We start from the raw sequence: 26,002 nt of genomic DNA, 5'->3' as shown, positions 1-26,002 counted from the left end.
TATCAGCTTCCTTCAGACTTAACGTCGCCGTTAAACCCTTGCCGAGTCGCTAACCCTTCCCCTCATCGGGCAGGTTCGGGATTTACACCCTAAAGAAAGGCGCCCTGCTGCGCGCACTGAAAAAAAGCCCCCATAAATATGGAGGCTCTCGGTTTCAGTCAAGTATTACTGAACTTTAATTTCGACATCGACGCCAGCAGGCAAGTCGAGTTTCATCAAAGCGTCAACTGTTTTGTCAGTCGGATCGATGATGTCCATCAATCTTTGATGAGTTCTGATTTCAAGCTGATCACGGCTTGTCTTGTTGACGTGCGGGCTGCGGAGAATATCAAAGCGCTGAATTCTTGTAGGAAGAGGAACTGGACCTCTAACTAAAGCGCCTGTTCTCTTGGCAGTGTCAACAATCTCAAGAGCGGATTGATCGATCAACTTGTAATCAAATGCCTTGAGGCGAATACGAATGCGTTGGCTTTGCATTATTTATCCTTTAAAGAGCGAGGGGTCAGAAGCCATTTCTGACCCGCGAAATTACTTGACTAAATTAACCTTCGATCTTGGAGACAACACCAGCACCAACTGTGTGGCCGCCTTCACGAATAGCGAAACGAAGACCTTCTTCCATAGCGATCGGAGCGATCAACTGAACGTCCATGCGGATGTTGTCGCCCGGCATAACCATTTCAACGCCTTCCGGCAATTGGATTGTGCCTGTTACGTCTGTTGTACGGAAGTAGAACTGTGGACGATAGCCTTTGAAGAACGGTGTGTGACGGCCGCCTTCTTCCTTGCTCAATACGTACACTTCAGCCTGGAATTCAGTATGAGGTGTGATTGTGCCTGGTTTGGCCAATACCTGTCCGCGTTCAACTTCTTCACGCTTTGTACCGCGGAGAAGAATACCGACGTTGTCGCCTGCCTGACCCTGGTCAAGAAGCTTACGGAACATTTCAACGCCTGTGCATGTTGTCTTAGCTGTCGGACGAAGACCAACGATTTCGATTTCGTCGCCAACTTTAATTACACCGCGTTCTACACGGCCGGTAACTACTGTACCGCGGCCGGAGATGGAGAATACGTCTTCAACAGGCATAAGGAATGGCTGGTCGATAGCACGTTCCGGTGTCGGAATGTAGCTGTCAAGTGTTTCAGCCAACTTAAGAATGGACTGTTCGCCCATCGGACCTTTGTCGCCGTCAAGAGCCATACGAGCAGAACCCTTGATGATTGGAATATCATCGCCTGGGAAGTCGTAGTTGCTCAACAATTCGCGAACTTCCATTTCAACCAATTCGAGAAGTTCTTCATCGTCAACCAAGTCGCACTTGTTCATGTAAACGATGATGTAAGGTACACCTACCTGACGGGCAAGAAGGATGTGTTCACGTGTCTGAGGCATAGGACCGTCAGCTGCGGAAACAACCAAAATAGCGCCGTCCATCTGAGCAGCACCGGTAATCATGTTCTTAACATAGTCAGCGTGGCCCGGGCAGTCTACGTGAGCGTAGTGACGATGTTCTGTTTCGTATTCAACGTGAGCTGTGTTAATAGTAATACCACGAGCTTTTTCTTCAGGAGCAGCATCGATCTGGTCGTATGCTTTTGCTTCACCGCCGAACTTCTGAGAAAGAACGGAAGTAATAGCAGCTGTAAGAGTTGTCTTACCGTGGTCAACGTGACCAATAGTACCAACGTTTACGTGGGGCTTGGTACGTTCATACTTTTCTTTTGCCATTTCTGGATCCTTTTAAATCAAATCTAGATTAAAACTTAATTACTTAGCTTTTGCTTCAATAACTGCTTCGGCAACTGTCTTAGGAGCTTCAGCGTAGTGCTTGAATTCCATAGTGTAGGAAGCACGGCCTTGTGTCAAGGAACGCAACTGTGTTGCATAACCGAACATTTCGGACAGTGGAACTTCTGCCTTAACAGCTTTTCCGCCGCCAGGAAGATCTTCCATACCCTGAATCATGCCGCGGCGGGAGGACAAGTCGCCCATAACGTCGCCCATCTTTTCTTCAGGAGTTTCAACTTCAACAGCCATAATTGGTTCAAGAAGAACTGGCTGAGCTTGTCTCATACCTTCCTTGAATGCCATGGAGCCGGCCATCTTAAATGCATTTTCGTTGGAGTCCACTTCGTGGTAAGAACCGAAATGCAATGTGGCTTTAACGTCAACAACCGGGTAGCCAGCGAGAACGCCGGACTTCATTGTGTCTTCGATACCCTTTTCAACAGCAGGGATGTACTCGCGTGGAACAACACCGCCCTTGATGGCGTCAACGAATTCATAACCCTTGCCAGGATTTGGTTCGAGCTTAAGAACAACGTGACCATACTGACCACGGCCGCCGGACTGTTTAACGAACTTAGCTTCAGCGTTTTCTGCAACACCGCGAATTGTTTCACGGTAGGCAACCTGTGGTTTGCCGACTGTAGCTTCAACGTTGAATTCTCTGCGCATACGGTCTACGAGAATATCCAAGTGAAGTTCGCCCATACCGGAAATAATGGTCTGGCCGCTTTCTTCGTCTGTCTTAACTCTGAAGGAAGGATCTTCCTGAGCCAAACGATTCAAAGCAAGACCCATCTTTTCCTGGTCAGCTTTAGTCTTGGGTTCAACAGCCTGAGAAATAACCGGTTCCGGGAACTCCATTTTTTCGAGAATAATTGGATGTTCGATAGAGCACAGTGTGTCGCCTGTTGTAACTTCCTTAAGACCAACGGCAGCAGCGATGTCGCCGGAAAGAACTTCTTTGATTTCTTTACGTTCGTTAGCGTGCATCTGAAGCAAACGGCCGATTCTTTCTTTCTTGTTCTTGACGGAGTTAAGAACTGTATCGCCGGAGTTAACAACGCCGGAGTAAACACGCAAGAAGGTGAGCTGGCCGACATACGGGTCAGTCATGATCTTGAATGCTAAGCAAGAGAACGGAGCTTTGTCGTCAGCTTTTCTGGTAGCAGGCTCGTCTGTATCCGGATCAATACCTTCAACATCAGGAATATCAACCGGGCTTGGAAGCAGTTCAATAACAGCGTCAAGCATTCTCTGAACGCCTTTGTTCTTGAAAGCTGTACCGCAAAGCATCGGCTGAATTTCGCCGGCGATTGTACGAGTTCTCAAGCCTTTAATGATGTCAGCTTCAGAGAGGTCACCGTCATTGAGGTACTTATCCATCAATTCTTCGCTGGATTCAGCAGCTGCTTCAACCATGTAGCTGCGCCACTTTTCGGCTTCTTCCTTCAATTCAGCAGGAATTTCTTCGAAAGCGAACTTCATACCTTGGGAAGCTTCGTCCCAGATGATGGCTTTCATCTTAGCCAAATCGATAACGCCTTTGAATGTGTCTTCAGCACCGATTGGAATAACGATAGGTACAGGATTACCTTTAAGGCGGGACTTCATCTGGTCAAATACTTTGTAGAAATTTGCACCAGTGCGGTCCATCTTGTTTACGAAAGCAAGACGTGGAACTTTGTACTTGTTAGCCTGACGCCAAACGGTTTCAGACTGAGGCTGTACACCGCCTACAGCACAGTAGACCATGCAGGCACCGTCAAGAACACGCATGGAACGTTCAACTTCAACTGTGAAGTCAACGTGTCCCGGGGTATCAATGATGTTGATACGGTGTTCTGGATGGTTCATGTCCATACCACGCCAGAAGGCTGTTGTAGCAGCAGATGTAATGGTGATACCACGTTCCTGTTCCTGCTCCATCCAGTCCATGGTAGCGGCTCCATCATGAACTTCGCCGATCTTATGGTTTACACCGGTGTAGAACAAAATACGTTCAGTAGTGGTTGTTTTTCCTGCGTCAATGTGGGCGGAAATACCGATGTTGCGATAGCGCTCAATCGGAGTTTTACGAGCCATGTTATCTACCTCTAATTAGGGGAAGGAGACCCTTCCCCAGTTACTAAAATTAGTTAAAACGGAAATGAGAGAAGGCCTTGTTGGCTTCAGCCATACGATGGACTTCTTCACGTTTCTTCATAGCGCCGCCACGGCCTTCGGAAGCGTCGATGAGCTCACCAGCCAAACGCTGCGGCATGGATTTTTCGCTTCTGCCTTTAGCGGCTTCGCGCAGCCAGCGCATAGCCAAAGCTAAACGGCGAACAGGGCGGACTTCAACCGGAACCTGGTAGTTAGCACCACCAACACGGCGGGACTTAACTTCAACCAACGGGCGAACATTGTTCAGGGCGGTTGTAAATACTTCTAATGGATCTTTTCCAGACTTTGTCTGAATTTCTTCTAAAGCGCCATACACGATTCTTTCTGCAACGGCTTTCTTGCCGTCAAGCATGATCATGTTGACGAATTTTGTGATTTCTACAGAACCAAACTTTGGATCTGGTAATACTTCACGTTTTGGTACTTCGCGACGACGGGGCATTTTTACCTCAATTCTGTCTTCAGTCAGTTAAAAAAATATTGCAATTCCAATGAACTGCGACTTACTCGGTCATAAAAAGTGACCGTATCCCGGGTGCGAGCCGGTTAAGCCTTCTTGGGGCGCTTTGCGCCATACTTGGAGCGAGATTGCTTACGATCCTTGACACCTTGTGTATCAAGAGAACCGCGTACAACGTGGTAACGAACACCTGGCAAGTCTTTCACACGGCCGCCACGAATAAGAACAACACTGTGTTCCTGGAGGTTGTGGCCTTCACCGCCGATGTAAGAAATGACTTCGATACCGTTGGTCAAACGTACCTTAGCAACTTTACGAAGAGCGGAGTTTGGCTTCTTCGGAGTTGTTGTGTATACACGGGTGCAAACGCCGCGCTTCTGCGGGCAGTTCTTGAGCGCAGGGCTCTTGCTCTTCTCGATAGCTCTCTCGCGAGGCTTACGCACTAATTGGTTAATGGTCGGCATATAGTCCGTAACGATTAGAAAAACCACTCAATGAGTGGAGGTTAGTAAAAATACTTTTAGGGGAGCTGCGCCGGATCGCGCATTTAGAACTGGCAGAAAAGCCTATCAAAGAACGCGGATCCCGTCGCGGGTTTCCAAAAAGTGCTGTATTTTCACTCTTTTTTTTTGAAAAGTCAAATGAATTCAAAGAGGAATTTCACGATTCAGAATTTTTTTACAAAATTACAGAGTGATCTTTTTCCAAAAATACGAAAGCCGGGCTCATCACCCGGCTCTCTTCTTACCCTACGGTTTTACTAATTACTTAGTAAGTGTGTGGTCAATGGCATTCGCTGGTTCGGCTCTCTTAACCAAATTTTCCTTAGGATCTTCGTACATTCTGTCATGATTTACGATTTCATTATCGAATGGGAAAGGATCCTTCTGGTGACGTGCCTTGTGATAGGCAAGACCAGTACCGGCAGGAATCAGGCGACCGACGATAACGTTTTCTTTCAGACCTCTGAGTTCATCACGTTTGCCCATAATAGCGGCTTCTGTAAGAACACGAGTTGTTTCCTGGAAGGAAGCGGCGGAAATGAACGAATCGGTAGACAAGCTGGCCTTTGTAATACCCAAGAGGAGATTATCGTAGGCAGCCGGACGTTTGCCTTCAGCAAGCATCTTTTCATTTTCATCGAGCATTTCACTGCGTTCGACCTGTTCACCGTTGATGAACTTAGTATCGCCTGAATCAGTAATGATGACTCTTCTAAGCATCTGACGAACAATAACTTCGATGTGCTTATCACTAATCTTCACACCTTGCAGACGATAAACGTCCTGAACTTCATCAACAACGTAACGAGCCAAAGCTTCGATACCGTTCAAGCGAAGAATGTCATGCGGATCGGCAGGACCGTCGACAATGACTTCACCCTTATGAACAACTTGACCGTCGTGAACCAGAATTGTCTTGTCCTTCGGAATAAGGAATTCATGTTCCTTACCTTCAGTATCGGTAATGATGAGGCGCTGTTTGCCCTTAGTTTCCTTACCGAAAGTAACGGTACCGCTAGCTTCAGCCAACACACCGGCATCCTTCGGAGAACGAGCTTCGAACAACTCGGCAACACGCGGCAGACCGCCGGTAATATCACGAGTCTTCTGGCTTTCTGTCGGAATTCTGGCTAAAACGTCACCGACGCTGGCTTTATCGCCGTCATGAACGGTAATAAGAGCGCCTACCGGCAATTGAATACTTACCGGGTGTTCTGTTCCAGGAATCTTAACGAGTTCACCGTTGTCGTCCAACAACTGGATCATCGGACGGCCAATCTTACTGGAAGCAGAGTGTTTTCCTTCGATAACAACCAGAGAGCTTAAGCCTGTAACTTCATCAACCTGGCTCTTAACCGTTACGTTGTCGATAACGTTGGCAAATCTAACGACACCGGCGTATTCAGTAACGATCGGGCGTGTCAACGGATCCCAGTTGGCCAATTCTGTACCAACCTTGACTTCTTGTCCGTCAATAGCGAGCAAGTTAGCGCCGTAAGGAATCTTATGACGTTCTTTTTCGCGGCCGTTAACACCTTCAATAACGATTTCACCGGAGCGGGAAATAACAACTTTATTTCCTTTTTCGCCTGTCACATATCTCATAGAGCTTGTGAAACGGACAGTACCAGCTGACTTGGTTTCAACGTTGCTGGCAACAGCTGTACGGGAAGCGGCACCACCAATGTGGAAGGTACGCATTGTCAACTGAGTTCCCGGTTCACCAATGGACTGGGCAGCGATGACACCAACAGCCTCACCGGTATTAACCAATGTACCACGGCCAAGGTCGCGTCCGTAGCACTTAGCGCAAAGACCATAGCGAGTTTCGCAGGTAAGCGGAGTGCGGACCATCATTTCATCAATGCCGAGCTTGGTAATCGTTTCGACGTCGTCTTCAGTAATGAGATGACCGGCTTCGAATACCAGTTCCTGTGTATCCGGGTTATGAACGTCCTGGGCAACAACACGTCCTAAAACACGATCGCCCAAAGCTTCAACAACGTCACCGCCTTCAACCAAGGCTTTCATGATCACGCCATGGTGAGTTCCGCAATCGTCTTCCGTAACAACCAAATCTTGAGTAACGTCGACGAGACGACGTGTCAAGTAACCGGAGTTAGCGGTCTTCAAAGCGGTATCAGCCAAACCTTTACGTGCACCGTGGGTTGATACGAAGTACTGCAAAACGTTCAAACCTTCACGGAAGTTCGCGGTAATCGGAGTTTCAATAATGGAACCGTCCGGTTTAGCCATCAAACCACGCATACCGGCCAACTGACGAATCTGAGCAGCAGAACCACGAGCACCGGAGTCAGCCATCATGTAGATGGAGTTGAAAGACTCTTGTGTTGTCTTGTTGCCGTGACGGTCGATAACAGGTTCTTTGGAAATTTCTTCCATCATCACCTTACCGACCTGGTCGGAAGTACGACCCCAAATATCAACGACCTTGTTATAGCGTTCGCCGGATGTAACAAGCCCGGATGTGTACTGAGCTTCGATTTCTTTAACTTCTTGTTCTGCTTCGTGAACGAGCTTGTTCTTAGCTTCCGGAACAATCATGTCGCCAATAGCGATAGATAAGCCGCCGATAGTAGCCAGGTGGTAGCCTCTCTGCATGAGCTTGTCAGCAAAGATAACTGTCTCTCTCAAGCCGCAGCGGCGGAAAGCCATGTTAATCAACTTGGCGATTTCTTTCTTCTTCAAAGTCTTGTTAAGAACAGAGAAGGAAAGACCCGGAGGAAGAATTTCTGAAAGCAAAGCACGGCCGGCTGTAGTTTCATAACGAACTATGCGCGGTGTCTTTGTTCCGTCTTCAGCTACATCGTACTCTTTAATTCTGACCGTGCAGCGTGTCTGAAGTTCAATAACCTTGTTAGCTAAAGCTCTTTCAACTTCCCCGATATCAGCAAAGAACATACCCTCACCCTTCGCATTGATGCGGGAGCGAGTGGAGTAGTAAAGACCAAGCACGATATCCTGAGATGGGACGATGGATGGATCGCCGTTAGCCGGGAACAACACGTTGTTGGAGGCCAACATCAAAGAGCGGGCTTCTAATTGGGCTTCCAAAGAAAGCGGTACGTGAACAGCCATCTGGTCACCGTCGAAGTCAGCGTTGAACGCTGCGCAAACGAGCGGATGGAGCTGGATAGCTTTACCTTCAATCAAAAGCGGTTCGAAAGCTTGAATACCGAGTCTGTGAAGAGTCGGAGCACGGTTAAGCATAACCGGATGCTCATAAATGACCTCTTCAAGAATATCCCAAACTACCGGTTCTTGGTTTTCAACCATCTTCTTAGCTGCTTTGATGGTTGTAGCTAAACCGCGGCTTTCTAACTTGTTGAAGATGAACGGCTTGAATAATTCAAGAGCCATCAGCTTCGGAAGACCGCATTGGTGCAGTTTGAGGTACGGGCCGACGGTAATAACGGAACGTCCGGAGTAGTCAACACGTTTACCCAACAAGTTCTGACGGAAGCGGCCGCCTTTACCCTTGATCATGTCAGCCAAGGATTTAAGCGGACGCTTAGACGGGCCGGACATTGCCTTGCCGCGTCTGCCGTTATCAAGCAGAGAGTCAACAGCTTCCTGAAGCATACGCTTTTCGTTGCGGACGATAATATCCGGAGCTTTGAGCTCGAGCAGCTTCTTCAAGCGGTTATTACGGTTAATAACTCTTCTGTAGAGATCGTTCAAATCACTGGTAGCGAATCTGCCGCCGTCCAATGGAACCAACGGACGAAGATCCGGAGGAAGAACCGGGAGGACTTCCATAACCATCCATTCCGGTTTGATACCGGAACGTTGGAATCCTTCCAAGACCTTCAAACGTTTAGCAATCTTCTTGAGCTTAGCTTCAGAAGTTGTTTCCTGCAGTTCCTGACGAAGGGTGTGAACTTCTTCATCGATATTGATGGAAGAAAGCAATTCACGGATAGCTTCTGCTCCCATCATTGCCTTGAATTCATCACCGTATTCTTCAGTCTTAGCAAAGTAGTCGTCTTCAGTCATCAACTGGCCGCGTTTGAGCTCAGTCATGCCTGGGTCAACAACGATATAAGCTTCGAAGTAAAGTACTCTTTCGATATCTCTCAATGGAATATCGAGAACCATACCCATACGGGAAGGCAAGCTCTTTAAAAACCAAATGTGAGCAACAGGGCTGGCCAATTCGATATGGCCCATGCGTTCACGTCTGACTTTAGACAATGTGACTTCGACGCCGCATTTTTCGCAGATGACGCCCTGATGCTTAAGTCTCTTATATTTTCCGCAAAGACATTCGTAGTCTTTTACCGGCCCGAAAATCTTTGCACAGAACAAACCGTCGCGTTCCGGTTTGAAAGTTCTATAGTTAATTGTTTCGGGTTTTTTGACTTCACCATAGGACCAGGAACGAATCTTTTCAGGAGACGCAATACCGATTTTGATTGCGTCAAACGGTTCGTCCTGTTCAACTTTGCTGAATAGAGAATGTAAAGGTATTGTCATTTACTTTGTATCCTTGTCTCGGTGAAGATCGATGTCGATACCGAGTGAACGAATTTCTTTAACCAACACATTGAAAGATTCCGGCATACCGGCATCAATAACTTGGTCACCCTTAACAATGTTTTCGTAAAGTTTTGTACGGCCTGTAACGTCGTCAGACTTCACAGTCAGCATTTCCTGAAGAACATAGCTGGCACCGTAAGCTTCCAAAGCCCAGACTTCCATTTCACCGAATCTCTGACCACCGAACTGTGCCTTACCGCCTAACGGCTGTTGTGTAACCAAAGAGTAAGGTCCGGTTGAACGGGCATGCATCTTATCGTCAACCAAGTGGTGCAGCTTGAGATAGTGCATAACACCAACGGTAACCGGTCTGTCAAACGGTTCGCCTGTTCTGCCGTCAAACAACTGAGCCTGTGTCTTGGATGGGGTCAGCTGCAGTTTCTTAGCAGTTTCATCAGGGAAGGCTAAGTTCAGCATTTCCTTAATATCTTCTTCGCTGGCACCGTCGAAAACCGGGGTTGCAAATGGAACGCCCTTTCTTAAATGCTTAGCAAGATCGATGATTTCGTCATCAGTTAAGGAATCCAAATCTTCCTTCTTACCGCTGCGGTTGTAAATTTCAGCCAAGAATTCTCTTAACTGACCAACCTGCTTGGTTCTCTCCTGCTTGAGCATTTCTTCAATTCTCCAGCCCAAGCCGAAAGCTGCCCAACCCAAGTGAACTTCAAGAACCTGACCGATGTTCATACGGGAAGGAACGCCCAACGGGTTCAAAACGATGTCGACAGGACGTCCGTCGGCCATGTACGGCATATCTTCCACACGGGTAATACGAGAAACCACACCCTTGTTACCGTGACGGCCGGCCATCTTATCGCCAGGCTGCAGTCTGCGTTTGACAGCGATGTAAACCTTAACCATCTTCTGAACGCCGGCCGGAAGCTCATCACCTTGTGTGAGTTTCTTCTTCTTTTCTTCGAAAGCTGCGTTGAATTCTTTTCTCTTTTCATCAAGAGAAACACGAACGTCTTCGAGAACTTTCTGAAGTTCGCCGTCTGCTAAGCGAATATCGAACCACAAATGCGGATTTGTGTTGTCAAGATATTCCTGGGTGATCTTCTTGTTCTTGGTCAAACCGTTAGCACCGCCCTGAGCAACTGCGCCAACTAACTGACGGCTCAAACGTTCGAATGCATCGTTTTCAACGATACGAAGCTGATCGTTTAAGTTTGTTCTATAACGCTTCAATGCTTCGTCAATGATAGACTGAGCACGTTTGTCTCTTTCGATGCCTTCTCTTGTGAAGACTTGAACGTCGATAACGGTACCAACCATGCCGCTTGGAACACGCAAAGACGTATCTTTGACATCGCTGGCTTTTTCACCGAAGATCGCCTTCAAGAGTTTTTCTTCAGCGGTAAGTGTAGTCTCACCCTTCGGTGTTACCTTACCAACCAACACATCGCCTGCCTTAACTTCAGCTCCGATATAAACGATACCGGATTCGTCAAGACGGTTAATTTGGTTTTCACTCAAGTTGGAAATATCGCGAGTGATTTCTTCATTGCCGAGCTTAGTGTCACGGGCAGAAACTGTGAGTTCTTCGATATGGATGGAAGAATATCTATCGTCTGCGACAACCTTTTCGCTGACCATCACAGAGTCTTCGTAGTTATAGCCGTTCCATGGCATGAAGGCGACAATCATGTTCTGACCGAGAGCAAGTTCACCTAAGTCAGTAGAAGCGCCGTCAGCGATTACGTCACCCTTGGAAATTTTATCGCCGGGGTTAACGATAGGACGCTGATTAATATTAGTGCCTTGGTTAGAACGGGTGAATTTCTGCAAGTTGTAGATATCAACACCTACTCTGCCTACAACGTTCTCGTCGTCATTGACACGGACAACAATACGATTAGCATCAACGGAATCAACGATACCGCCTCTTTCTGCGCGAACGGTTGTTCCGGAATCGACGGCTACTGTTCTCTCAATACCAGTACCGACAACGGGTTTTTCAGGACGCAAGCAAGGCACACCCTGACGCTGCATGTTGGAACCCATCAAAGCGCGGTTTGCGTCATCGTGTTCAAGGAACGGAATCAAAGAGGCAGCAACAGAAACGATCTGAGCCGGAGCAACGTCCATATACTGGACTCTTTCCGGACGCATAAGAACGAATTCACCTTTGTCACGGCAGCTGACGAGTTCGTCAGTCAAATTACCTTCGGAATCCAAAGATGCGTTAGCCTGAGCAATAATGTAGTTGCCTTCGTCGATTGCAGATAAGTACGCAATTTCGTTTGTTACTTTACCGTCAATCACCTTACGGTACGGGGTTTCTAAGAAACCATAGTCGTTCAATCTCGCATAAAGAGCCAGAGAGTTGATCAAACCAATGTTCGGACCTTCAGGAGTTTCAATCGGGCAAACACGGCCGTAGTGAGTCGGATGAACGTCTCGAACTTCGAAGCCTGCTCTTTCACGAGTCAAGCCGCCGGGACCCAAAGCGGAAATTCTTCTCTTATGAGTGATTTCAGACAATGGATTTGTCTGATCCATAAACTGGCTCAACTGAGAGGAGCCAAAGAATTCACGAATGGAGGCACTGATCGGCTTGCTGTTGATCAAGTCATGCGGCATTAAATTATCGGATTCAGCTTGACCCAATCTTTCCTTAACGGCACGTTCAACTCTAACCAGACCGGCTCTGAATTGGTTTTCTGTCAATTCACCGACGCAGCGGACACGACGATTTCCTAAGTGGTCGATATCGTCTACTGTACCTTCACCGTTACGGAGCTTAACAATAAGCTTCATGGTGTCGATAATGTCTTCCGGTTCCAATGTCATCGGACCTTGTTCAGTTCCTCGTTCGAAACGGGAATTGATCTTCATACGGCCGACTTTGGACAAATCGTATGTTTCGTTATCGAAGAACAGACGGCGGAAGAGTGTTTCAACAGCTTCTTCTGTCGGGGGTTCGCCCGGACGCATCATTCTGTAGATAGCCACTCTGGCAGAAAGCTGATCCGGTGTTTCGTCTAAACGAAGGGTATCGGAAATGTATGGACCGCGATTCAACTCGTTGATATAGAGAGTTTCGAAATCGAGGATGCCTTTTTCCTTGAAAACTTCGAGAAGTTTCTCAGTGATTTCTTCGTTGGCATTAGCAATAATTTCACCGGTATCCTCATCGTAAATGTTCTTAGCAAGAACTTTGCCGATCAAGAAATCTTCCGGAACCTGAAGTTCAGTAATACCTAATTTTTCGATATCTCTGACGTGCTTAGCGTTGATTCTTTTATCTTTAGCAACGACAACTTTGCCGTCTTTGTCTGTGATGTCGAAACGAGCGACTTCGCCGCGAAGACGGGAAGGAACGATAGCCATCGCGTAACCGCCCGGAGTCATACGGAACTTATCAAAGTCGTAGAACTGGGCCAAAATGCTTTCCGGTGTCATACCAAGTGCCTTAAGCATAATGGTGCCAGGCATCTTACGTCTGCGGTCGATACGGAAATGCAGAATGTCTTTAGCGTCGAATTCGAAGTCTAACCAAGAACCACGGTAGGGGATAATCCGAGCACTGAATAATTTTTTACCCGAACTATGTGTTTTACCTTTATCATGTTCAAAGAACACTCCGGGAGAACGGTGCAACTGAGAAACGATGACACGTTCTGTACCGTTGATGATGAAAGAGCCTTTGTTCGTCATCAATGGGATTTCGCCCATGTATACTTCGGACTCTCTGACTTCCTTTACAGAACTTTGTTTAGGAGAATCTCTGTCGAAGATGACTAAGCGAACTTTTGCGCGAAGTCTTGAGCAATAATTTAAGCCACGAAGCTGGCATTCTGCGACGTCAAAAATAGGTTCATAGAGAACGTATTCTTGGAATTCAAGCCTTGCCAAACCATTGTGGCTAGTGATAGGGAAAATGGAAGTGAAAGCTCCTTGCAAGCCTTCATCACGACGCTCAGCAGCCGGTACATCCTGCTGAAGGAACTCGCGATAGGAATGCAATTGAGTTTCAAGCAAAGAGGGCACTTCAAGCACGCTCGGACGCTTTGCAAAGCTTTTCCGGATGCGCTTCTTTTCAGTGAACGAGTACGACATGAACACTCCGTTCGGAAGAGACAGTAAAATTCCTAAATCCGTAAACACAAGACACGAATAGCCACGCCGAGTCCCTTTATTGGGACTCTCTGCGCGGCAATTTTCAATTTGTCTTGTAACTACAGTCTTTAGAAGACTTCGTATATATCTTTAAAATCAGACACATACGAAGGATTCTAAACTCCGACCCCGTAAAATCAACGGAGTCGGACATTATATATGAAGAATTACTTCAATTCAACCTTAGCACCAGCTGCTTCGAGTTTCTTCTTAGCTTCTTCAGCTTCAGCCTTTGGCAAGCCTTCCTTAACAGCCTTAGGAGCGGATTCTACGAGTTCTTTAGCTTCTTTCAAGCCAAGACCTGTCAATTCACGAACGGCCTTAATTGTAGCAACCTTGTTGGCACCGATTTCAGAAAGAACTACATCGAATTCAGTCTTTTCTTCTGCAGGAGCAGCAGCACCAGCAGCAGGAGCGGCAACTGCAACAGCGGCAGCAGCAGCGGAAACACCGAACTTGTCTTCCATCATCTTGATGAGTTCGGAAACTTCGAGAACGGACATGGACGCAATTGCGTCAAGGATTTCTTCTTTGGACAAAGCCATTTTTAACTCCAAATACGTTGTGTATAAATAAAAAATTTAATTCAAAATCAGGCAGCGGCCTGTTTGGCATCGCGCACTGCAGCAACTGTTCTTGTCAAACGTGCAGGTACTTCATTGAGTGTACGTACGAACTTAGCAACAGGTTCGTTCATAGTGGCCATCAACTTAGCCAAGAGTTCTTCTCTGCTCGGCATAGAGGCCAACTGCTTAACACCTTCAACATCAAGGACGCTGTTAGGCATTGCACCGGCTTTGATGACAAGCTTTTGATTTGTCTTAGCAAAGTCAGACATCACTTTGGCAGCTGAAACTGGATCAGCAGAGAAGCCATAAACGAGAGGACCGACGAATTGATCGGCAAGTCCTTCGAAAGGAGTTCCCTGAACAGCTCTTCTAGCCAGAGTGTTCTTAAGTACACGCAACTTCACACCTTTTTTACGTGCTTCAGCACGTAATTGAGTAGCTGCATCTACGGTCAGCCCACGGAATTCAGCAATAACAAGACCTTCAGTATCAGCTACGATTTCGCTGATTTCTTTGATCATGTCAGCCTTTTCTTGTCTATTAAGACCCATGGTCTGCTCCACTCAGAGGTGCTGAATAAATCAGCACCGGTTCAACATAACCGGCTCGCTCCGAGAGCCTAACAATTCTGCCTCCTACGGAGGACACAACGCAGAATCTCTCTTCGGTTGCCATCTGCGCCGGACAACTAATGTTATTTAAGGGTTGACACCTTCCGGCGGTCTTTGATAGCTACAGTCTCCTGAGAGACTGTAACCCAAAGTTCTTTACTTAAAAAAGTGAATACCTATTAAGCAAGTGTCTGAACATCAACCTTGACGCCAGGGCCCATGGTTGAAGAGACAGCAAGCTTACGGAGGTAAACACCTTTAGATGAAGCTGGTTTAGCTTTGTTCAAAGCTTCGATAAGAGCCTTGACGTTAACCAACAATTTGTCGGCTTCGAAAGAAGCACGGCCGATTGGGGCGTGGATAATACCAGCTTTATCAGCTCTAAACTGTACTTGACCTGCTTTAGCATTCTTAACAGCTTGAGCAACATTCGGTGTAACGGTTCCGACTTTCGGGTTAGGCATCAATCCGCGTGGACCGAGGATCTGACCTAACTGACCGACAAAGCGCATAGCGCTTGGTTCAGCAATAACGACGTCGAAGTCGAGGTTGCCGCCTTTAACGGAAGCAACGAGGTCTTCCAAACCGACAACATCAGCACCGGCTTCTTCTGCAGCTTCAGCAGCAGCACCGGCAGCGAAAACAGCAACTCTAACTGTCTTGCCTGTACCGGCAGGCATAACAACTGCACCGCGAACAGCCTGGTCGCTCTTACGAGGATCGATACCGAGCTGAACGGCAACGTCAACGGATTCGTCGAACTTAGCGTTAGCAAGAGCTTTAACTAATTCGAGAGCTTCGTTGATGGAATAGAATTTCTGAGCTTCAACTTTGGAGTTGTTCTCTTTTTCACGCTTTCCAAGTTTTGCCATTATTTCACTCCTTCAACCGTAATACCCATGGAACGTGCGCTTCCAGCGATTGTACGCACAGCGGCGTCCATATCAGCAGCGGTCAAGTCAGGCATTTTTGTCTTAGCGATTTCTTCTGCCTGTGCACGAGTGATTTTGCCTACTTTGTCAGTATGAGGGCGTGCGGAACCCTTTTGAATCTTAGCGGCTTTCTTGATCAAGATTGTGGCCGGAGGAGTCTTCATAATGAATGTGAAGCTCTTGTCGGCGTAAGCTGTGATCACAACCGGAATTGGGAGACCAGGTTCAACACCTTGAGTCTTGGCATTAAATGCCTTGCAGAATTCCATAATGTTGAGGCCACGCTGACCTAAAGCCGGACCAATCGGAGGAGAAGGATTAGCCTTTCCTGCCGGCACTTGAAGCTTAATAAAGCCTACAATTTTCTTTGCCATTTATTTTCCTTACGGGTAAGACGCTCTGACGAGCTCCCCGAGGTAAAGTCCACAAAAAACGTATTTATTCCCGGACTAAGAAATAAATACTAGGAAATCTTTTCAACTTCGTTAAAGGCCAATTCAACAGGCGTATCACGGCTGAAGATTGAAACAATAACCACAAGTTTGTTTTTCTCGTAACTGACTTCGTCGATATAGCCTTCGAAATCAGCAAACGGACCGGTAGTGATTCGAACTTCTTCACCAACCTCAAACTGGAAGCGAGGTCTTGGTGTGTCTGTTCTATCTTCCATTCTCTTTTTGATTTCTTCAATCTCTTTAGTTGGAAGCGGAGTAGGTCTGTTTGCAGAACCACCGAGAAAGCCCGTTATTCTAGGCGTATTTTTGACTAAATGCCAAGTCTCGTCGTTCATTAACATGTTAACAAATATGTATCCGGAGTACATACGACGTGTAGACACACGTTTTTTTCCGTCCTTTACTTCGGAAACATCTTCGGTCGGGACAAGGATTTCATCAAAAGCGTCTTCTAAACCGGCCCTTTTGATTCTGTCTCTAAGTGCTGTTTCAGCACTTTTTTCCATTCCAGAGTACGTATGAACAACGTACCACTTTTTATCGCCTGTCATCTTTGTCTCCTAGATAAGCAAACGGAGAGCCAAATCGATAAGAGAATCAACCAAGAAAAGGAAGAAAGCAACAACGACAACGAAAGCACATACGATACCTGTTGTGTTCACTGTTTCTTTTCTGGTTGGCCAGACTACTCTGCGCAGTTCTTCGTAAGAGGCTTTGCAGTAAGCTGCGAACTCTTTACCAGGTGCGCTAAACCAACCAATAACTGCACCGACGAGAATGCAGCCAAGAAGAACACCAACTCTTACTAAAGTCGGCTGATCAGCAAGAAGAGCAAAAGCGAAAACACCGCTTAATGCAATGACAATTGCCACTGCCATTAAAGCGACTCCACTCTTAGACTCTACCGGCTTTGCGTTTTGCGTACTCATTCTTTATCTCTCACCGGTTTCCCGGTAAACAAACCGCGATCCACTAAGGGATCGCGGTGTTTTTTAGTGGCAGGGGCAGAAGGAATCGAACCCTCAACCTACGGTTTTGGAGACCGTCGCTCTGCCAATTGAGCTATACCCCTAATATTTTGTTATTAGCCTTCGATCTTGGAGACAACACCAGCACCTACTGTGTGGCCGCCTTCACGAATAGCGAAACGAAGACCTTCTTCCATAGCGATCGGAGCGATCAACTGAACGTCCATACGGATGTTGTCGCCTGGCATAACCATTTCAACGCCTTCCGGCAATTGGATTGTGCCTGTTACGTCTGTTGTACGGAAGTAGAACTGTGGACGATAGCCTTTGAAGAACGGTGTGTGACGGCCGCCTTCTTCCTTGCTCAATACGTACACTTCAGCCTGGAATTCAGTATGAGGTGTGATTGTGCCTGGTTTGGCCAATACCTGTCCGCGTTCAACTTCTTCACGCTTTGTACCGCGGAGAAGAATACCGACGTTGTCGCCTGCCTGACCCTGGTCAAGAAGCTTACGGAACATTTCAACGCCTGTGCATGTTGTCTTAGCTGTCGGACGAAGACCAACGATTTCGATTTCGTCGCCAACTTTGATTACACCGCGTTCTACACGGCCGGTAACTACTGTACCGCGGCCGGAGATGGAGAATACGTCTTCAACAGGCATAAGGAATGGCTGGTCGATAGCACGTTCCGGTGTCGGAATGTAGCTGTCAAGTGTGTCAGCCAACTTAAGAATGGACTGTTCGCCCATCGGACCTTTGTCGCCGTCAAGAGCCATACGAGCAGAACCCTTGATGATTGGAATATCATCGCCTGGGAAGTCGTAGTTGCTCAACAATTCGCGAACTTCCATTTCAACCAATTCGAGAAGTTCTTCATCGTCAACCAAGTCGCACTTGTTCATGTAAACGATGATGTAAGGTACACCTACCTGACGGGCAAGAAGGATGTGTTCACGTGTCTGAGGCATAGGACCGTCAGCTGCGGAAACAACCAAAATAGCGCCGTCCATCTGAGCAGCACCGGTAATCATGTTCTTAACATAGTCAGCGTGGCCCGGGCAGTCTACGTGAGCGTAGTGACGATGTTCTGTTTCGTATTCAACGTGAGCTGTATTAATGGTAATACCACGAGCTTTTTCTTCAGGAGCTGCATCGATCTGGTCGTATGCTTTTGCTTCACCGCCGAACTTCTGAGAAAGAACGGAAGTAATAGCAGCTGTAAGAGTTGTCTTACCATGGTCAACGTGACCGATGGTGCCTACGTTAACATGAGGCTTGGTACGCTCATATTTTTCTTTTGCCATGTGTAGCTCCTGAATTCTGCCTTTTGCAGAAAAATTAAAAAATCTCGTATATAAATCTGGTGCCCATGACGCGGATTGAACGCGTGACCTCTCCCTTACCAAGGGAGTGCTCTACCACTGAGCCACATGGGCGATGGAGCGGGTGAAGGGAATCGAACCCTCGTCGTAAGCTTGGAAGGCTTCTGCTCTACCATTGAGCTACACCCGCGAAACTACAACCGAAGTTACTTTAGTTTCAACTCAGAATACTGGTGGAGGGGGATGGATTCGAACCATCGTAGGCGTGCGCCAACAGATTTACAGTCTGCCCCCTTTAGCCACTCGGGCACCCCTCCATGTATCAGAGAGTCGGAGATTTTAACAAGTTTTTAGAACTTGTCAAGTCAAGCGTTAATTTTTTGAAATATTTTGTTTCCTATTGGTGGAGGGGGATGGATTCGAACCATCGTAGGCGTGCGCCAACAGATTTACAGTCTGCCCCCTTTAGCCACTCGGGCACCCCTCCGAAAAGGAAACCGCTATCTTAACATAGGTTTCTTTACATTAGCAACTCAATTGCAATTCCGGCGAACATCAAACCCCAACCTAATGCGGAAATTTTTCCGAGCCAGGGCTTCCTAGTTTTTTCGTTCTCCACTAAGGCTCTAATCACTTTATCTTTCTGCTCAGGGTCCTTAATGTAAGCGTAGGCTGCGATTTGTTCCCCTCTTGTGCTCAGAACCAGGAAAACTAAAGTCAGTCCGAAATCATTTAGAGCCCCTCCCCAAATTTCGGAAGAGAGGCTAACAAGTCCGTCTGCGAATGTCACGGCGGACAAGATATAAAGCACTAGATTCCAATAGTAGGCAATCCTCGTATCTTTAAGGCGGATTTTCTTATTGGAATTAAAGGATTCGTTTTGTTTGTCCATTTCTAAATTAGATTATCTTCTGCCGTTATTTTCGTCTTTAATAACTTCAGCGTCTTCTATCTCTTGTCTCGTTCTGCCGATTCTGGCAGGTCTGCGGAAACCACGGCTTGAAGAGTGGTCCTGATAATTGGTGTCATATTTATCTTCTGCAGGCTCATTTTTATTAAAAACTCCCGCAATCCAACGAGAAGCTGCCAATAAGGCACACACCCCGAAGAATCCCAGAAGCAGAGCACTGATAACCGGAATAACAAACATAGCTAACAGCACAATTACCGCTACGGCCGCCGCTACCCAGATAATTTTTTTTATCGGATAGTTCATCACGTTCCTTGTAAATTAATTGTCAACTCATGACTGATTGTTAATCTACGTCAATTTACAGGAAAAATTCAAAAGTTTTTTGTTAAAAAGTCCGTCTACCTTCGGATGATCCCAAAGATCCTCGATTATGAAAAAAGTTCACACTCGATTCAAGGTATACTTGACAACTATCTTTATTTTGGTACGGGTCTTTCCAGACCTTTTGAGGAAAAAATGACAAGTAACGATTTGATGGTCCTTCCGGACGTTCAATCCTCTCTAGACCGCCGTAATATTCCTATTGAAAAAGTTGGGGTCAAAGGGATCAAAACCCCGATTTTAGTTAAGACTGTTCTGGGTTCCCAGCATACTGTTGCCGATGTTGAAATGTACGTTTCTTTACCGGCAGACAAAAAAGGCACCCATATGTCCCGCTTTTGGACTTTACTCGAAAGCATCAACAAGCCTTTTTGCCCTACTCTTTTAACTGATGTAATGGCACAGATGCTTTCTTCTCTAAAAGCTGATGGCGGTTATATCAGTCTTACCTTTCCGTTCTTTATGGAAAAAGCCGCCCCGGTTTCTGAACTTCACAGCACAATGAACTATCAAGTTCAATTAGTTGCTGAGGCTAAAAACGGCCATATCAAAATTAATCAAAAAGTTGAAGCTCCGGTAACAAGTTTGTGTCCATGCAGCAAAGAAATCAGTAAGTATGGTGCTCACAACCAGCGTTCTTTAGTTTCTATCAATGCAGAGCTCGAAACCAATTTTGCTATTGAAAAGCAAATTGAGATGATTGAATCTTCCGCTTCCTGTCCCGTTTGGGGTCTGTTGAAGCGTTCTGACGAAAAATTCGTTACTGAACATGCTTACGAAAATCCGAAGTTCGTTGAAGACTTAGTCAGAGATGTCGCCATCCTTTGCCAAGACGAGCCGGCCATTCTCTCCTTCACAGTGGAAGCAGAAAACTTTGAGTCTATTCATAATCACTCTGCTTTTGCCTCGATCACTTTTTCTAAGAAAGCTGAAGAATAAGAGAGCGTCTTCAAAAAATGCTTAATACTCAGAAAGACTATATCTCGAGCCTCTTCACAGAGGCCCTGAAAGAAATTGGTGCTCCGGAGACTGCAAAGGTTATCCTGGAGAAACCGAAGCAAGCCGCTCACGGCGATGTGGCCTGCACTGTGGCACTACAGTGCGCCAAAGCTATGAAAAAGGCACCTCGTGATATCGCAGCACAGCTTGTTGAAAAGATCAAAGCACAGCCGGGCACCGAGACATTCTTCAAAAATATAGAAATTGCAGGGCCGGGCTTCATCAACATGACATTGTCCGATCAAGCCAAGCAGGAAGTTGTGAAGGTTGTTTTGGAAGAAGGCACAAAATTCGGCTGTCTTCCGACCGACAAAGATAAAACTATTCTTATTGAGTTTGTTTCTGCGAATCCAACCGGTCCGCTTCACTTAGGTCACGCTCGCCAGGGAGCCCTCGGCGATGTACTGACCAATTTGTTTAAGTCTCAAGGATGGGTTGTCAGCCGCGAGTTCTATTACAACGATGCCGGCGTTCAGATCCAGAAGTTAACCGACAGCGTCCAGGCTCGAGCCAAAGAAATTTTGGGTATAGATGTCAAATTCCCGGAAGACGGCTATCAAGGCGAATATATTCGCGACATCGCTCAGAAATATCTAGATAAAGAAAGCTTCAGCGCATTCGACGGCGAACCTATTCACAGCAGCGGAAATGTCGACGATCTAGAAAACATTCGTAAGTACGCTGTTGCTTATCTGAGAAACGAGCAGTACAACGATCTACAAGCTTTCGGCGTCTCCTTTGATAACTATTTCTTAGAAAGCTCTTTATATAGAGACGGAAGAGTTCAAAACGCTGTTGCAGCCATCGATAAAGCCGGAAAACTTTACGAGAAAGACGGCGCACTGTGGTTTAAATCCACAGATTTCGGCGATGATAAGGACCGTGTCGTAAAGAAGACTGACGGAACTTACACATATTTCGTTCCTGATGTGGCCTATCACCTTAACAAGTTTGAACGAGGATTCAAGAAAGCTTTGAACATTCAAGGCACAGACCACTTCGGTACAGTAGCACGTGTCCGTGCCGGCATTCAGGCGGCTGCACCTGCTTTCAACTTTGAAGTTCCAAAAGATTTCCCTGCATATCTTCTTCATACGATGCTTCACGTCATCAAAGACGGTCAAGAAGTAAAGATGAGTAAGAGAGCCGGAACCTATGTAACTTTGCGTGATCTGATAACATGGATTGGCAAAGACGCAGCCCGTTTGTTCTTAGTTAACAGAAAGAGCGACGCAGAGTTCAATCTGGATATCGATTTGGCTCAAAGTCAGTCTGATGAAAATCCGGTGTATTACCTTCAATACGCTCATGCCCGCATTTGCTCTATTTTTGCGCAAGCAGCCGAAAAAGGATTCAGTGTTCCGAGCGAACACCAGGCCTCAAGCTTCGATCTGAGCGTTTTAACAGCTCCTTCCGAGCTCGCTTTGATGAATTTGCTCTCTGACTATCCGAATGTTCTTGCCTCGGCCGCGAACGAACTTGCACCGCACAGCTTAGTTGCGTATTTGTCTGATCTGGCATCCAAGTTCCATTCTTTCTACAATTCAGAAAGAGTACTCGTTGAGGATGAGAAGACAAGAAATGCTCGTCTCGCTTTATTGTTGGCGGTCCAGCAAGTCTTCAAAAACGGCCTCGGAATCTTGGGAGTGTCAGCTCCGGAAAGATTGGACAGAGCCGATAAGGAGCAATAGAAATGGCAGGCAGATCCGGTTTTGGAACGTGGTTTTATGGATTTTTAGTCGGGGGTGTCGTAGGTGTTGGTGCCTGCGCAGCGGCTGCTCTTTTCATTACCAATGCACCGATTCCTTTTATCAATAAAGTGAACCAGGCCAGTGAGAAAATCAATCCTATCGCCAACGGTGCGATTCCGGATCCGAACGCTGCGCTTAATGGAACCGGAGACTCACCGGCCAACGCTCCGAAAAGCAAAGTTGTAACTGTAGAGCCTCAGTATCCTAACCCTGCCGATGTCGCCAACCCTAAAGAAGAGGCTAAGCAGCCGGCTGAAGAAACTTACCGTTATGTTGTCCAAGCGGGTGCTTTCAAAGGAGAAGCTGAGGCAGAAAACCTTAGAGCAGAGCTTGGCCTTCTCGGCTTTGAATCTCGCATCATTAAGAGAGTTGAAAACGGAACAACATGGTACAGAGTCCGTCTCGGACCTTACGGGACCAATCAAGAAGCCAATGATGTCAAAACCCGCTTAATGCAGAACTCGTTCCAGGCAACAGTAGGACGAGTGAAATAAACATCTTCAGTAGTATCCGATACGCAGTCTTTTGACTGCGTATTGTTATTTAATTTCCTCTTCAGTTCAATTTACTAGCATTTTTGAATATTTTATTTATTAGGTTTAAATATGCTCAGACGTTCAATACTTGCTGCAGCAATCGCAGCTTTTATGCCTCTGACAGTTTTTGCATCTGCGGATAAGCCAGTTGCCGGAACTGATTACGTTGCTTTAAAAACTCCGGTTCAAACTTCCAATCCAAAGAAAATCGAAGTTCTTACATTTTTTGCTTATACCTGCCCGCACTGCTACACCTATGAAAAATCAGTAGAACCTTGGGCAGCCCAGCTTCCGAATGATGTTGTTTTCAAGAGAATCCCGGTGGCATGGTCTGATAAAACCAAGCACTTCACTCAGACCTATTACGCGCTTGAAGCACTCAATAAGCTCGATCCGTACCACGACATGATGTTCAATGCCGTTATTAAAGAAGGCAGAGAAATGCCGGACCTTAACAGCGTTGCTGATTATTTAGCCTCCAATGGGCTGAATAAGGAAGAGTTCTTAAAGGCCGCTAATTCTTTCTCCACGAAGATGAACACTGAAAAGGCTCGCAAAACATGGATGGCTTATGACATCGACGGCACTCCTTGTAATGCAGTCAACGGAAAATACATCACCGCGCCTCATATGGTCGGGACACGCGAGGGCGCTATCCAGGTGATGGATTTCCTAATCAACAAAGAAAGAGAAAGTAACAAATAATTCTCTCTTCTGCGAGTAAGCTCCTTAACGTTCCACTCTAAGGAGCTTTTTTTCATTCGCAGCCTGCAGGAAGCCGCTCTGCACCATTAAAATGATCTCTTTATTGCGGTTTAGTACGCTTTCACGGAAATTAAATAAATGAACATTTTTCTTACAGGAGCTTCCAGCGGAATCGGAGAAGCGCTCGCAAAAGAATTTGCCGCTAAGGGCGCAACTCTCGGACTTGTTGCCAGAAGAAAAGAAAAACTCGATGAGATTATCTACCGCCTTCCACACTCTCATTTGCATAAGGCCATTGTCTGCGATGTAACTGATAGAGAAAAATTGATTGACGAAGCCCGTAAGTTCGATAAAGAATGCGGCGGCGTGGATGTGGCAATCGCCTGTGCAGGTGTCTCTATCGGAGTCAAAACACAATTCAAAGAGGACTTGGAAGTATTTGACCAAGTATTCGAAACCAATGTGTTATCCATGGCCTCCACTTTCCACGCTTTTGAAGCACCGATGATGGAAAGAAAAAGAGGAACGTTGGTTGGTATTGCCAGCGTAGCCGGCATCCGCGGCTTACCAGGAAGCGAAGCGTACTGCGCAAGCAAATCAGCAGTCATCACTTACTGCGAAAGTCTGCGCGTGGAAATGAAAAAGCACGGCGTGGACGTCGTGACCATTTCTCCGGGATTTGTGAAGACGCCTTTAACCGCAAAAAATCCGTATAAGATGCCTTTCCTTCTGACACCGGAAGAATTTGCCAAAGAGGCTGTTAAAGCTATCTTTGAGAAAAAGTCCTATGTGACGATTCCTTGGCAAATGGGCGTGCTCTCTAAAGTTCTGAGGATCATTCCAAACTGCCTGTTCGATAAGATTTTGGCATCAAGAAAGCAGAAACCAAGAAAAACATCTACACAGAACTAACGAAATGGCGCCTTTGGCGCCTTTTCTTTCTTCGCTAGGGCATTTCCTTTCGCAATGCTTCAAAACCTCTCTGGAGGTCTCTTATAAGGTCTTCTGCATCTTCCAGCCCAATGGACAACCGAAGCATCTTTTCAAAAGCTGTTGAATCATCTTTGCATCGCTTTCCGTAACTCCGGATAAGCAAACTTTCATAACCGCCCCATGAATATCCAAGCCCGAAGAGTTTAAGGTTGTCCAAGAAAGCATCCAAAGCAGCATCAGGCACATTGTCTTTTAGTTTGACAGCAAATAAGGCTGCGGCTCCCGTGAAATCTCTTTTCCAGATCGGATAACCGGGATCTTTTTCGTGAGCAGGCCACAAAATCTTTTCGACCTCCGGCTGCTGCTCTAACCAATCAACAATTTTCTGCGCGGATTTGAACTGTGCCTCCATTCTGACTTTCATCGTCCGAATGCCGCGATGGGCCAAATAAATAGTGTCTGCCGGAGCTAACTGTCCCATCGTAATGCTGACGGCCTTTACCAAAGGCCACGCCTTGGCATTGCAGGTTGCCGTTGACATCAGCAAATCAGAATGGCCTCCGATGTATTTAGTCGCTGCATGGATGACAACATCGACACCAGCTTTCAACGGCTGAAAATACATTGGAGTCGCCCAAGTATTGTCGATCATGGTCCAGACGTTATGTTTTTGAGCAACACGAACAATCGCCGGAACATCCTGCATCTCAAAGGAGTGACTGCCAGGGCTCTCCATAAAAATCAAACGGGTGTTGGAACGTATGAGCTCCTCAATTCTCTCACCTATCGTCGGAATGTAAAACTCAACCTCAATTCCTAGTCCTCGTAGAATCGTTTCACAAAACTCTCGTGTAGGTCCATAGACTGAGTCTGTAACCAACACATGGTCGCCTGCCTTCACAAAAGCAAAAAAAGGAATCACGCAGCCGGCAAGACCGGTGGAATAGGCCCAAGTACCTTCCCCGCCTTCCAGCTCGTTCATCAATTGAAAGAAAGCATCGTGTGTGGGTCCTCCCCCGGTCCCATAAGTCAAAACTTCCTCTCCGTTCATTTGACGGCGTGTTCTTTCTTTCATATCTGCGGAAGAATGGTGCAAAACCGTAGAGCCGTTAAACGGTGGAATATTGACAAAACCTTGGCTCACGTCTGTGTTTCTACCGACATGAACCAGCTTAGTTGAAATGCTGGAAGAAAAGTCGCTCATACTTGGATCCGGAGTGTTCTTTGACTAGGACAAAAAATTATAAACCGGCTGTTATTATTAAACGATCTTCTTGGACTGCGAGTGACTTTGTCTTGCTTCAGTTTAAAAGAAACCCGAGCG

The 26,002-nt window shown here is 46.6% G+C and carries 22 protein-coding genes and 5 tRNA genes; 5 read left to right on the top strand and 22 right to left on the bottom strand.

The features are described from left to right. Positions 1–165: 165 nt before the first annotated feature. From rpsJ to ACYQ4O_RS10755, 21 genes are all read right to left on the bottom strand, one after another. Positions 166–477, bottom strand: a complete 312-nt coding sequence (gene rpsJ / locus ACYQ4O_RS10855; protein WP_066594877.1) for a 30S ribosomal protein S10 — start codon at positions 475–477, stop codon at positions 166–168. Positions 478–541: 64 nt separating this feature from the next. Beyond that, positions 542–1,732 (bottom strand): elongation factor Tu, encoded by a 1,191-nt coding sequence (tuf, locus tag ACYQ4O_RS10850; protein WP_460175587.1) that lies wholly within the window; start codon positions 1,730–1,732, stop codon positions 542–544. Between the two features lie 39 nt (positions 1,733–1,771). After that, a complete protein-coding gene (fusA, locus tag ACYQ4O_RS10845; RefSeq protein ID WP_460175586.1) occupies positions 1,772–3,874 on the bottom strand; it encodes an elongation factor G in 2,103 nt (700 codons plus the stop codon). A 49-nt stretch (positions 3,875–3,923) separates the two neighbouring features. Continuing rightward, a complete protein-coding gene (rpsG, locus tag ACYQ4O_RS10840; protein ID WP_066594871.1) occupies positions 3,924–4,397 on the bottom strand; it encodes a 30S ribosomal protein S7 in 474 nt (157 codons plus the stop codon). Between the two features lie 104 nt (positions 4,398–4,501). Then, positions 4,502–4,879: a 30S ribosomal protein S12 gene (gene rpsL / locus ACYQ4O_RS10835; protein ID WP_066594870.1), complete on the bottom strand. Its 378-nt coding sequence runs from the start codon at positions 4,877–4,879 to the stop codon at positions 4,502–4,504. A gap of 300 nt (positions 4,880–5,179) precedes the next feature. Beyond that, positions 5,180–9,415, bottom strand: a complete 4,236-nt coding sequence (rpoC, locus tag ACYQ4O_RS10830; protein WP_460175585.1) for a DNA-directed RNA polymerase subunit beta' — start codon at positions 9,413–9,415, stop codon at positions 5,180–5,182. Then, positions 9,416–13,540 carry a DNA-directed RNA polymerase subunit beta gene (rpoB, locus tag ACYQ4O_RS10825; RefSeq protein WP_460175584.1) on the bottom strand — a complete coding sequence of 1,375 codons (4,125 nt, stop codon included), beginning with the start codon at positions 13,538–13,540 and terminating at the stop codon, positions 9,416–9,418. It lies immediately after the preceding gene. A 227-nt stretch (positions 13,541–13,767) separates the two neighbouring features. After that, positions 13,768–14,145, bottom strand: coding sequence for a 50S ribosomal protein L7/L12 (rplL, locus tag ACYQ4O_RS10820; RefSeq protein ID WP_460175583.1), 378 nt, complete (start codon positions 14,143–14,145; stop codon positions 13,768–13,770). 47 nt (positions 14,146–14,192) lie between these two features. Further along, the gene (rplJ, locus tag ACYQ4O_RS10815) at positions 14,193–14,720 is read right to left on the bottom strand and encodes a 50S ribosomal protein L10 (protein ID WP_066594866.1); all 528 of its coding nucleotides are present in this window, start codon (positions 14,718–14,720) and stop codon (positions 14,193–14,195) included. A 239-nt stretch (positions 14,721–14,959) separates the two neighbouring features. Continuing rightward, complete coding sequence (gene rplA / locus ACYQ4O_RS10810) at positions 14,960–15,652, bottom strand: 50S ribosomal protein L1 (protein ID WP_460175582.1); 693 nt, start codon at positions 15,650–15,652, stop codon at positions 14,960–14,962. After that, the gene (gene rplK, locus ACYQ4O_RS10805) at positions 15,652–16,086 is read right to left on the bottom strand and encodes a 50S ribosomal protein L11 (RefSeq protein ID WP_066594862.1); all 435 of its coding nucleotides are present in this window, start codon (positions 16,084–16,086) and stop codon (positions 15,652–15,654) included. Before rplK ends, rplA begins: the two co-directional genes overlap by 1 nt. Positions 16,087–16,175: 89 nt before the next feature. Further along, complete coding sequence (gene nusG, locus ACYQ4O_RS10800; protein WP_460175581.1) at positions 16,176–16,718, bottom strand: transcription termination/antitermination protein NusG; 543 nt, start codon at positions 16,716–16,718, stop codon at positions 16,176–16,178. A gap of 9 nt (positions 16,719–16,727) precedes the next feature. Beyond that, entirely contained in the window at positions 16,728–17,096 is a 369-nt protein-coding gene (gene secE / locus ACYQ4O_RS10795; RefSeq protein WP_460175580.1) for a preprotein translocase subunit SecE, read from the bottom strand. Between the two features lie 67 nt (positions 17,097–17,163). Beyond that, positions 17,164–17,239, bottom strand: a tRNA-Trp gene (locus ACYQ4O_RS10790). A 12-nt stretch (positions 17,240–17,251) separates the two neighbouring features. Continuing rightward, positions 17,252–18,442: an elongation factor Tu gene (gene tuf, locus ACYQ4O_RS10785; protein WP_066594855.1), complete on the bottom strand. Its 1,191-nt coding sequence runs from the start codon at positions 18,440–18,442 to the stop codon at positions 17,252–17,254. 57 nt (positions 18,443–18,499) lie between these two features. Next, positions 18,500–18,574 (bottom strand) — tRNA-Thr (locus ACYQ4O_RS10780). 2 nt (positions 18,575–18,576) lie between these two features. Beyond that, positions 18,577–18,650: transfer RNA gene (locus ACYQ4O_RS10775), tRNA-Gly, on the bottom strand. A gap of 41 nt (positions 18,651–18,691) precedes the next feature. Then, positions 18,692–18,777, bottom strand: a tRNA-Tyr gene (locus ACYQ4O_RS10770). Between the two features lie 84 nt (positions 18,778–18,861). Beyond that, a tRNA-Tyr gene (locus tag ACYQ4O_RS10765) sits at positions 18,862–18,947 on the bottom strand. A gap of 33 nt (positions 18,948–18,980) precedes the next feature. Further along, positions 18,981–19,352 carry a hypothetical protein gene (locus tag ACYQ4O_RS10760; protein ID WP_460175579.1) on the bottom strand — a complete coding sequence of 124 codons (372 nt, stop codon included), beginning with the start codon at positions 19,350–19,352 and terminating at the stop codon, positions 18,981–18,983. Positions 19,353–19,364: 12 nt separating this feature from the next. Next, a complete protein-coding gene (locus ACYQ4O_RS10755) occupies positions 19,365–19,676 on the bottom strand; it encodes a hypothetical protein (protein ID WP_460175578.1) in 312 nt (103 codons plus the stop codon). A 213-nt stretch (positions 19,677–19,889) separates the two neighbouring features. Between ACYQ4O_RS10755 and folE2 the strand changes: the two genes are divergently transcribed. The 5 genes from folE2 (at position 19,890) to ACYQ4O_RS10730 (ending at position 24,657) form a co-directional block, all read left to right on the top strand. After that, positions 19,890–20,693, top strand: a complete 804-nt coding sequence (gene folE2, locus ACYQ4O_RS10750; RefSeq protein ID WP_308513195.1) for a GTP cyclohydrolase FolE2 — start codon at positions 19,890–19,892, stop codon at positions 20,691–20,693. 17 nt (positions 20,694–20,710) lie between these two features. Further along, on the top strand, positions 20,711–22,444 hold the full coding sequence (argS, locus tag ACYQ4O_RS10745) for an arginine--tRNA ligase (RefSeq protein ID WP_460175577.1): 1,734 nt from the start codon (positions 20,711–20,713) through the stop codon (positions 22,442–22,444). A 2-nt stretch (positions 22,445–22,446) separates the two neighbouring features. Continuing rightward, the gene (locus ACYQ4O_RS10740; RefSeq protein WP_460175576.1) at positions 22,447–22,998 is read left to right on the top strand and encodes an SPOR domain-containing protein; all 552 of its coding nucleotides are present in this window, start codon (positions 22,447–22,449) and stop codon (positions 22,996–22,998) included. 111 nt (positions 22,999–23,109) lie between these two features. Then, positions 23,110–23,745 (top strand): thiol:disulfide interchange protein DsbA/DsbL, encoded by a 636-nt coding sequence (locus ACYQ4O_RS10735; protein ID WP_308513191.1) that lies wholly within the window; start codon positions 23,110–23,112, stop codon positions 23,743–23,745. 138 nt (positions 23,746–23,883) lie between these two features. Then, entirely contained in the window at positions 23,884–24,657 is a 774-nt protein-coding gene (locus ACYQ4O_RS10730) for an SDR family oxidoreductase (RefSeq protein ID WP_460175575.1), read from the top strand. A 34-nt stretch (positions 24,658–24,691) separates the two neighbouring features. Here the strand turns inward: ACYQ4O_RS10730 and metC are convergent, their stop codons facing one another. Next, positions 24,692–25,882 (bottom strand): cystathionine beta-lyase, encoded by a 1,191-nt coding sequence (gene metC, locus ACYQ4O_RS10725; RefSeq protein ID WP_460175574.1) that lies wholly within the window; start codon positions 25,880–25,882, stop codon positions 24,692–24,694. Between the last annotated feature and the right edge of the window lie 120 nt (positions 25,883–26,002).

The organism is Turicimonas sp. TL08 (assembly GCF_054660695.1).
This window is presented reverse-complemented; position numbering and strand designations above follow the sequence as displayed.

Coding starts and splice junctions, on each gene's coding strand:
- rpsJ (WP_066594877.1), bottom strand. CDS start 477: ATGCAAAGCCAACGCATTCGTATTCGCCTCAAGGCATTTGATTACAAG.
- tuf (WP_460175587.1), bottom strand. CDS start 1,732: ATGGCAAAAGAAAAGTATGAACGTACCAAGCCCCACGTAAACGTTGGT.
- fusA (WP_460175586.1), bottom strand. CDS start 3,874: ATGGCTCGTAAAACTCCGATTGAGCGCTATCGCAACATCGGTATTTCC.
- rpsG (WP_066594871.1), bottom strand. CDS start 4,397: ATGCCCCGTCGTCGCGAAGTACCAAAACGTGAAGTATTACCAGATCCA.
- rpsL (WP_066594870.1), bottom strand. CDS start 4,879: ATGCCGACCATTAACCAATTAGTGCGTAAGCCTCGCGAGAGAGCTATC.
- rpoC (WP_460175585.1), bottom strand. CDS start 9,415: ATGACAATACCTTTACATTCTCTATTCAGCAAAGTTGAACAGGACGAA.
- rpoB (WP_460175584.1), bottom strand. CDS start 13,540: ATGTCGTACTCGTTCACTGAAAAGAAGCGCATCCGGAAAAGCTTTGCA.
- rplL (WP_460175583.1), bottom strand. CDS start 14,145: ATGGCTTTGTCCAAAGAAGAAATCCTTGACGCAATTGCGTCCATGTCC.
- rplJ (WP_066594866.1), bottom strand. CDS start 14,720: ATGGGTCTTAATAGACAAGAAAAGGCTGACATGATCAAAGAAATCAGC.
- rplA (WP_460175582.1), bottom strand. CDS start 15,652: ATGGCAAAACTTGGAAAGCGTGAAAAAGAGAACAACTCCAAAGTTGAA.
- rplK (WP_066594862.1), bottom strand. CDS start 16,086: ATGGCAAAGAAAATTGTAGGCTTTATTAAGCTTCAAGTGCCGGCAGGA.
- nusG (WP_460175581.1), bottom strand. CDS start 16,718: ATGACAGGCGATAAAAAGTGGTACGTTGTTCATACGTACTCTGGAATG.
- secE (WP_460175580.1), bottom strand. CDS start 17,096: ATGAGTACGCAAAACGCAAAGCCGGTAGAGTCTAAGAGTGGAGTCGCT.
- tuf (WP_066594855.1), bottom strand. CDS start 18,442: ATGGCAAAAGAAAAATATGAGCGTACCAAGCCTCATGTTAACGTAGGC.
- ACYQ4O_RS10760 (WP_460175579.1), bottom strand. CDS start 19,352: ATGGACAAACAAAACGAATCCTTTAATTCCAATAAGAAAATCCGCCTT.
- ACYQ4O_RS10755 (WP_460175578.1), bottom strand. CDS start 19,676: ATGAACTATCCGATAAAAAAAATTATCTGGGTAGCGGCGGCCGTAGCG.
- folE2 (WP_308513195.1), top strand. CDS start 19,890: ATGACAAGTAACGATTTGATGGTCCTTCCGGACGTTCAATCCTCTCTA.
- argS (WP_460175577.1), top strand. CDS start 20,711: ATGCTTAATACTCAGAAAGACTATATCTCGAGCCTCTTCACAGAGGCC.
- ACYQ4O_RS10740 (WP_460175576.1), top strand. CDS start 22,447: ATGGCAGGCAGATCCGGTTTTGGAACGTGGTTTTATGGATTTTTAGTC.
- ACYQ4O_RS10735 (WP_308513191.1), top strand. CDS start 23,110: ATGCTCAGACGTTCAATACTTGCTGCAGCAATCGCAGCTTTTATGCCT.
- ACYQ4O_RS10730 (WP_460175575.1), top strand. CDS start 23,884: ATGAACATTTTTCTTACAGGAGCTTCCAGCGGAATCGGAGAAGCGCTC.
- metC (WP_460175574.1), bottom strand. CDS start 25,882: ATGAGCGACTTTTCTTCCAGCATTTCAACTAAGCTGGTTCATGTCGGT.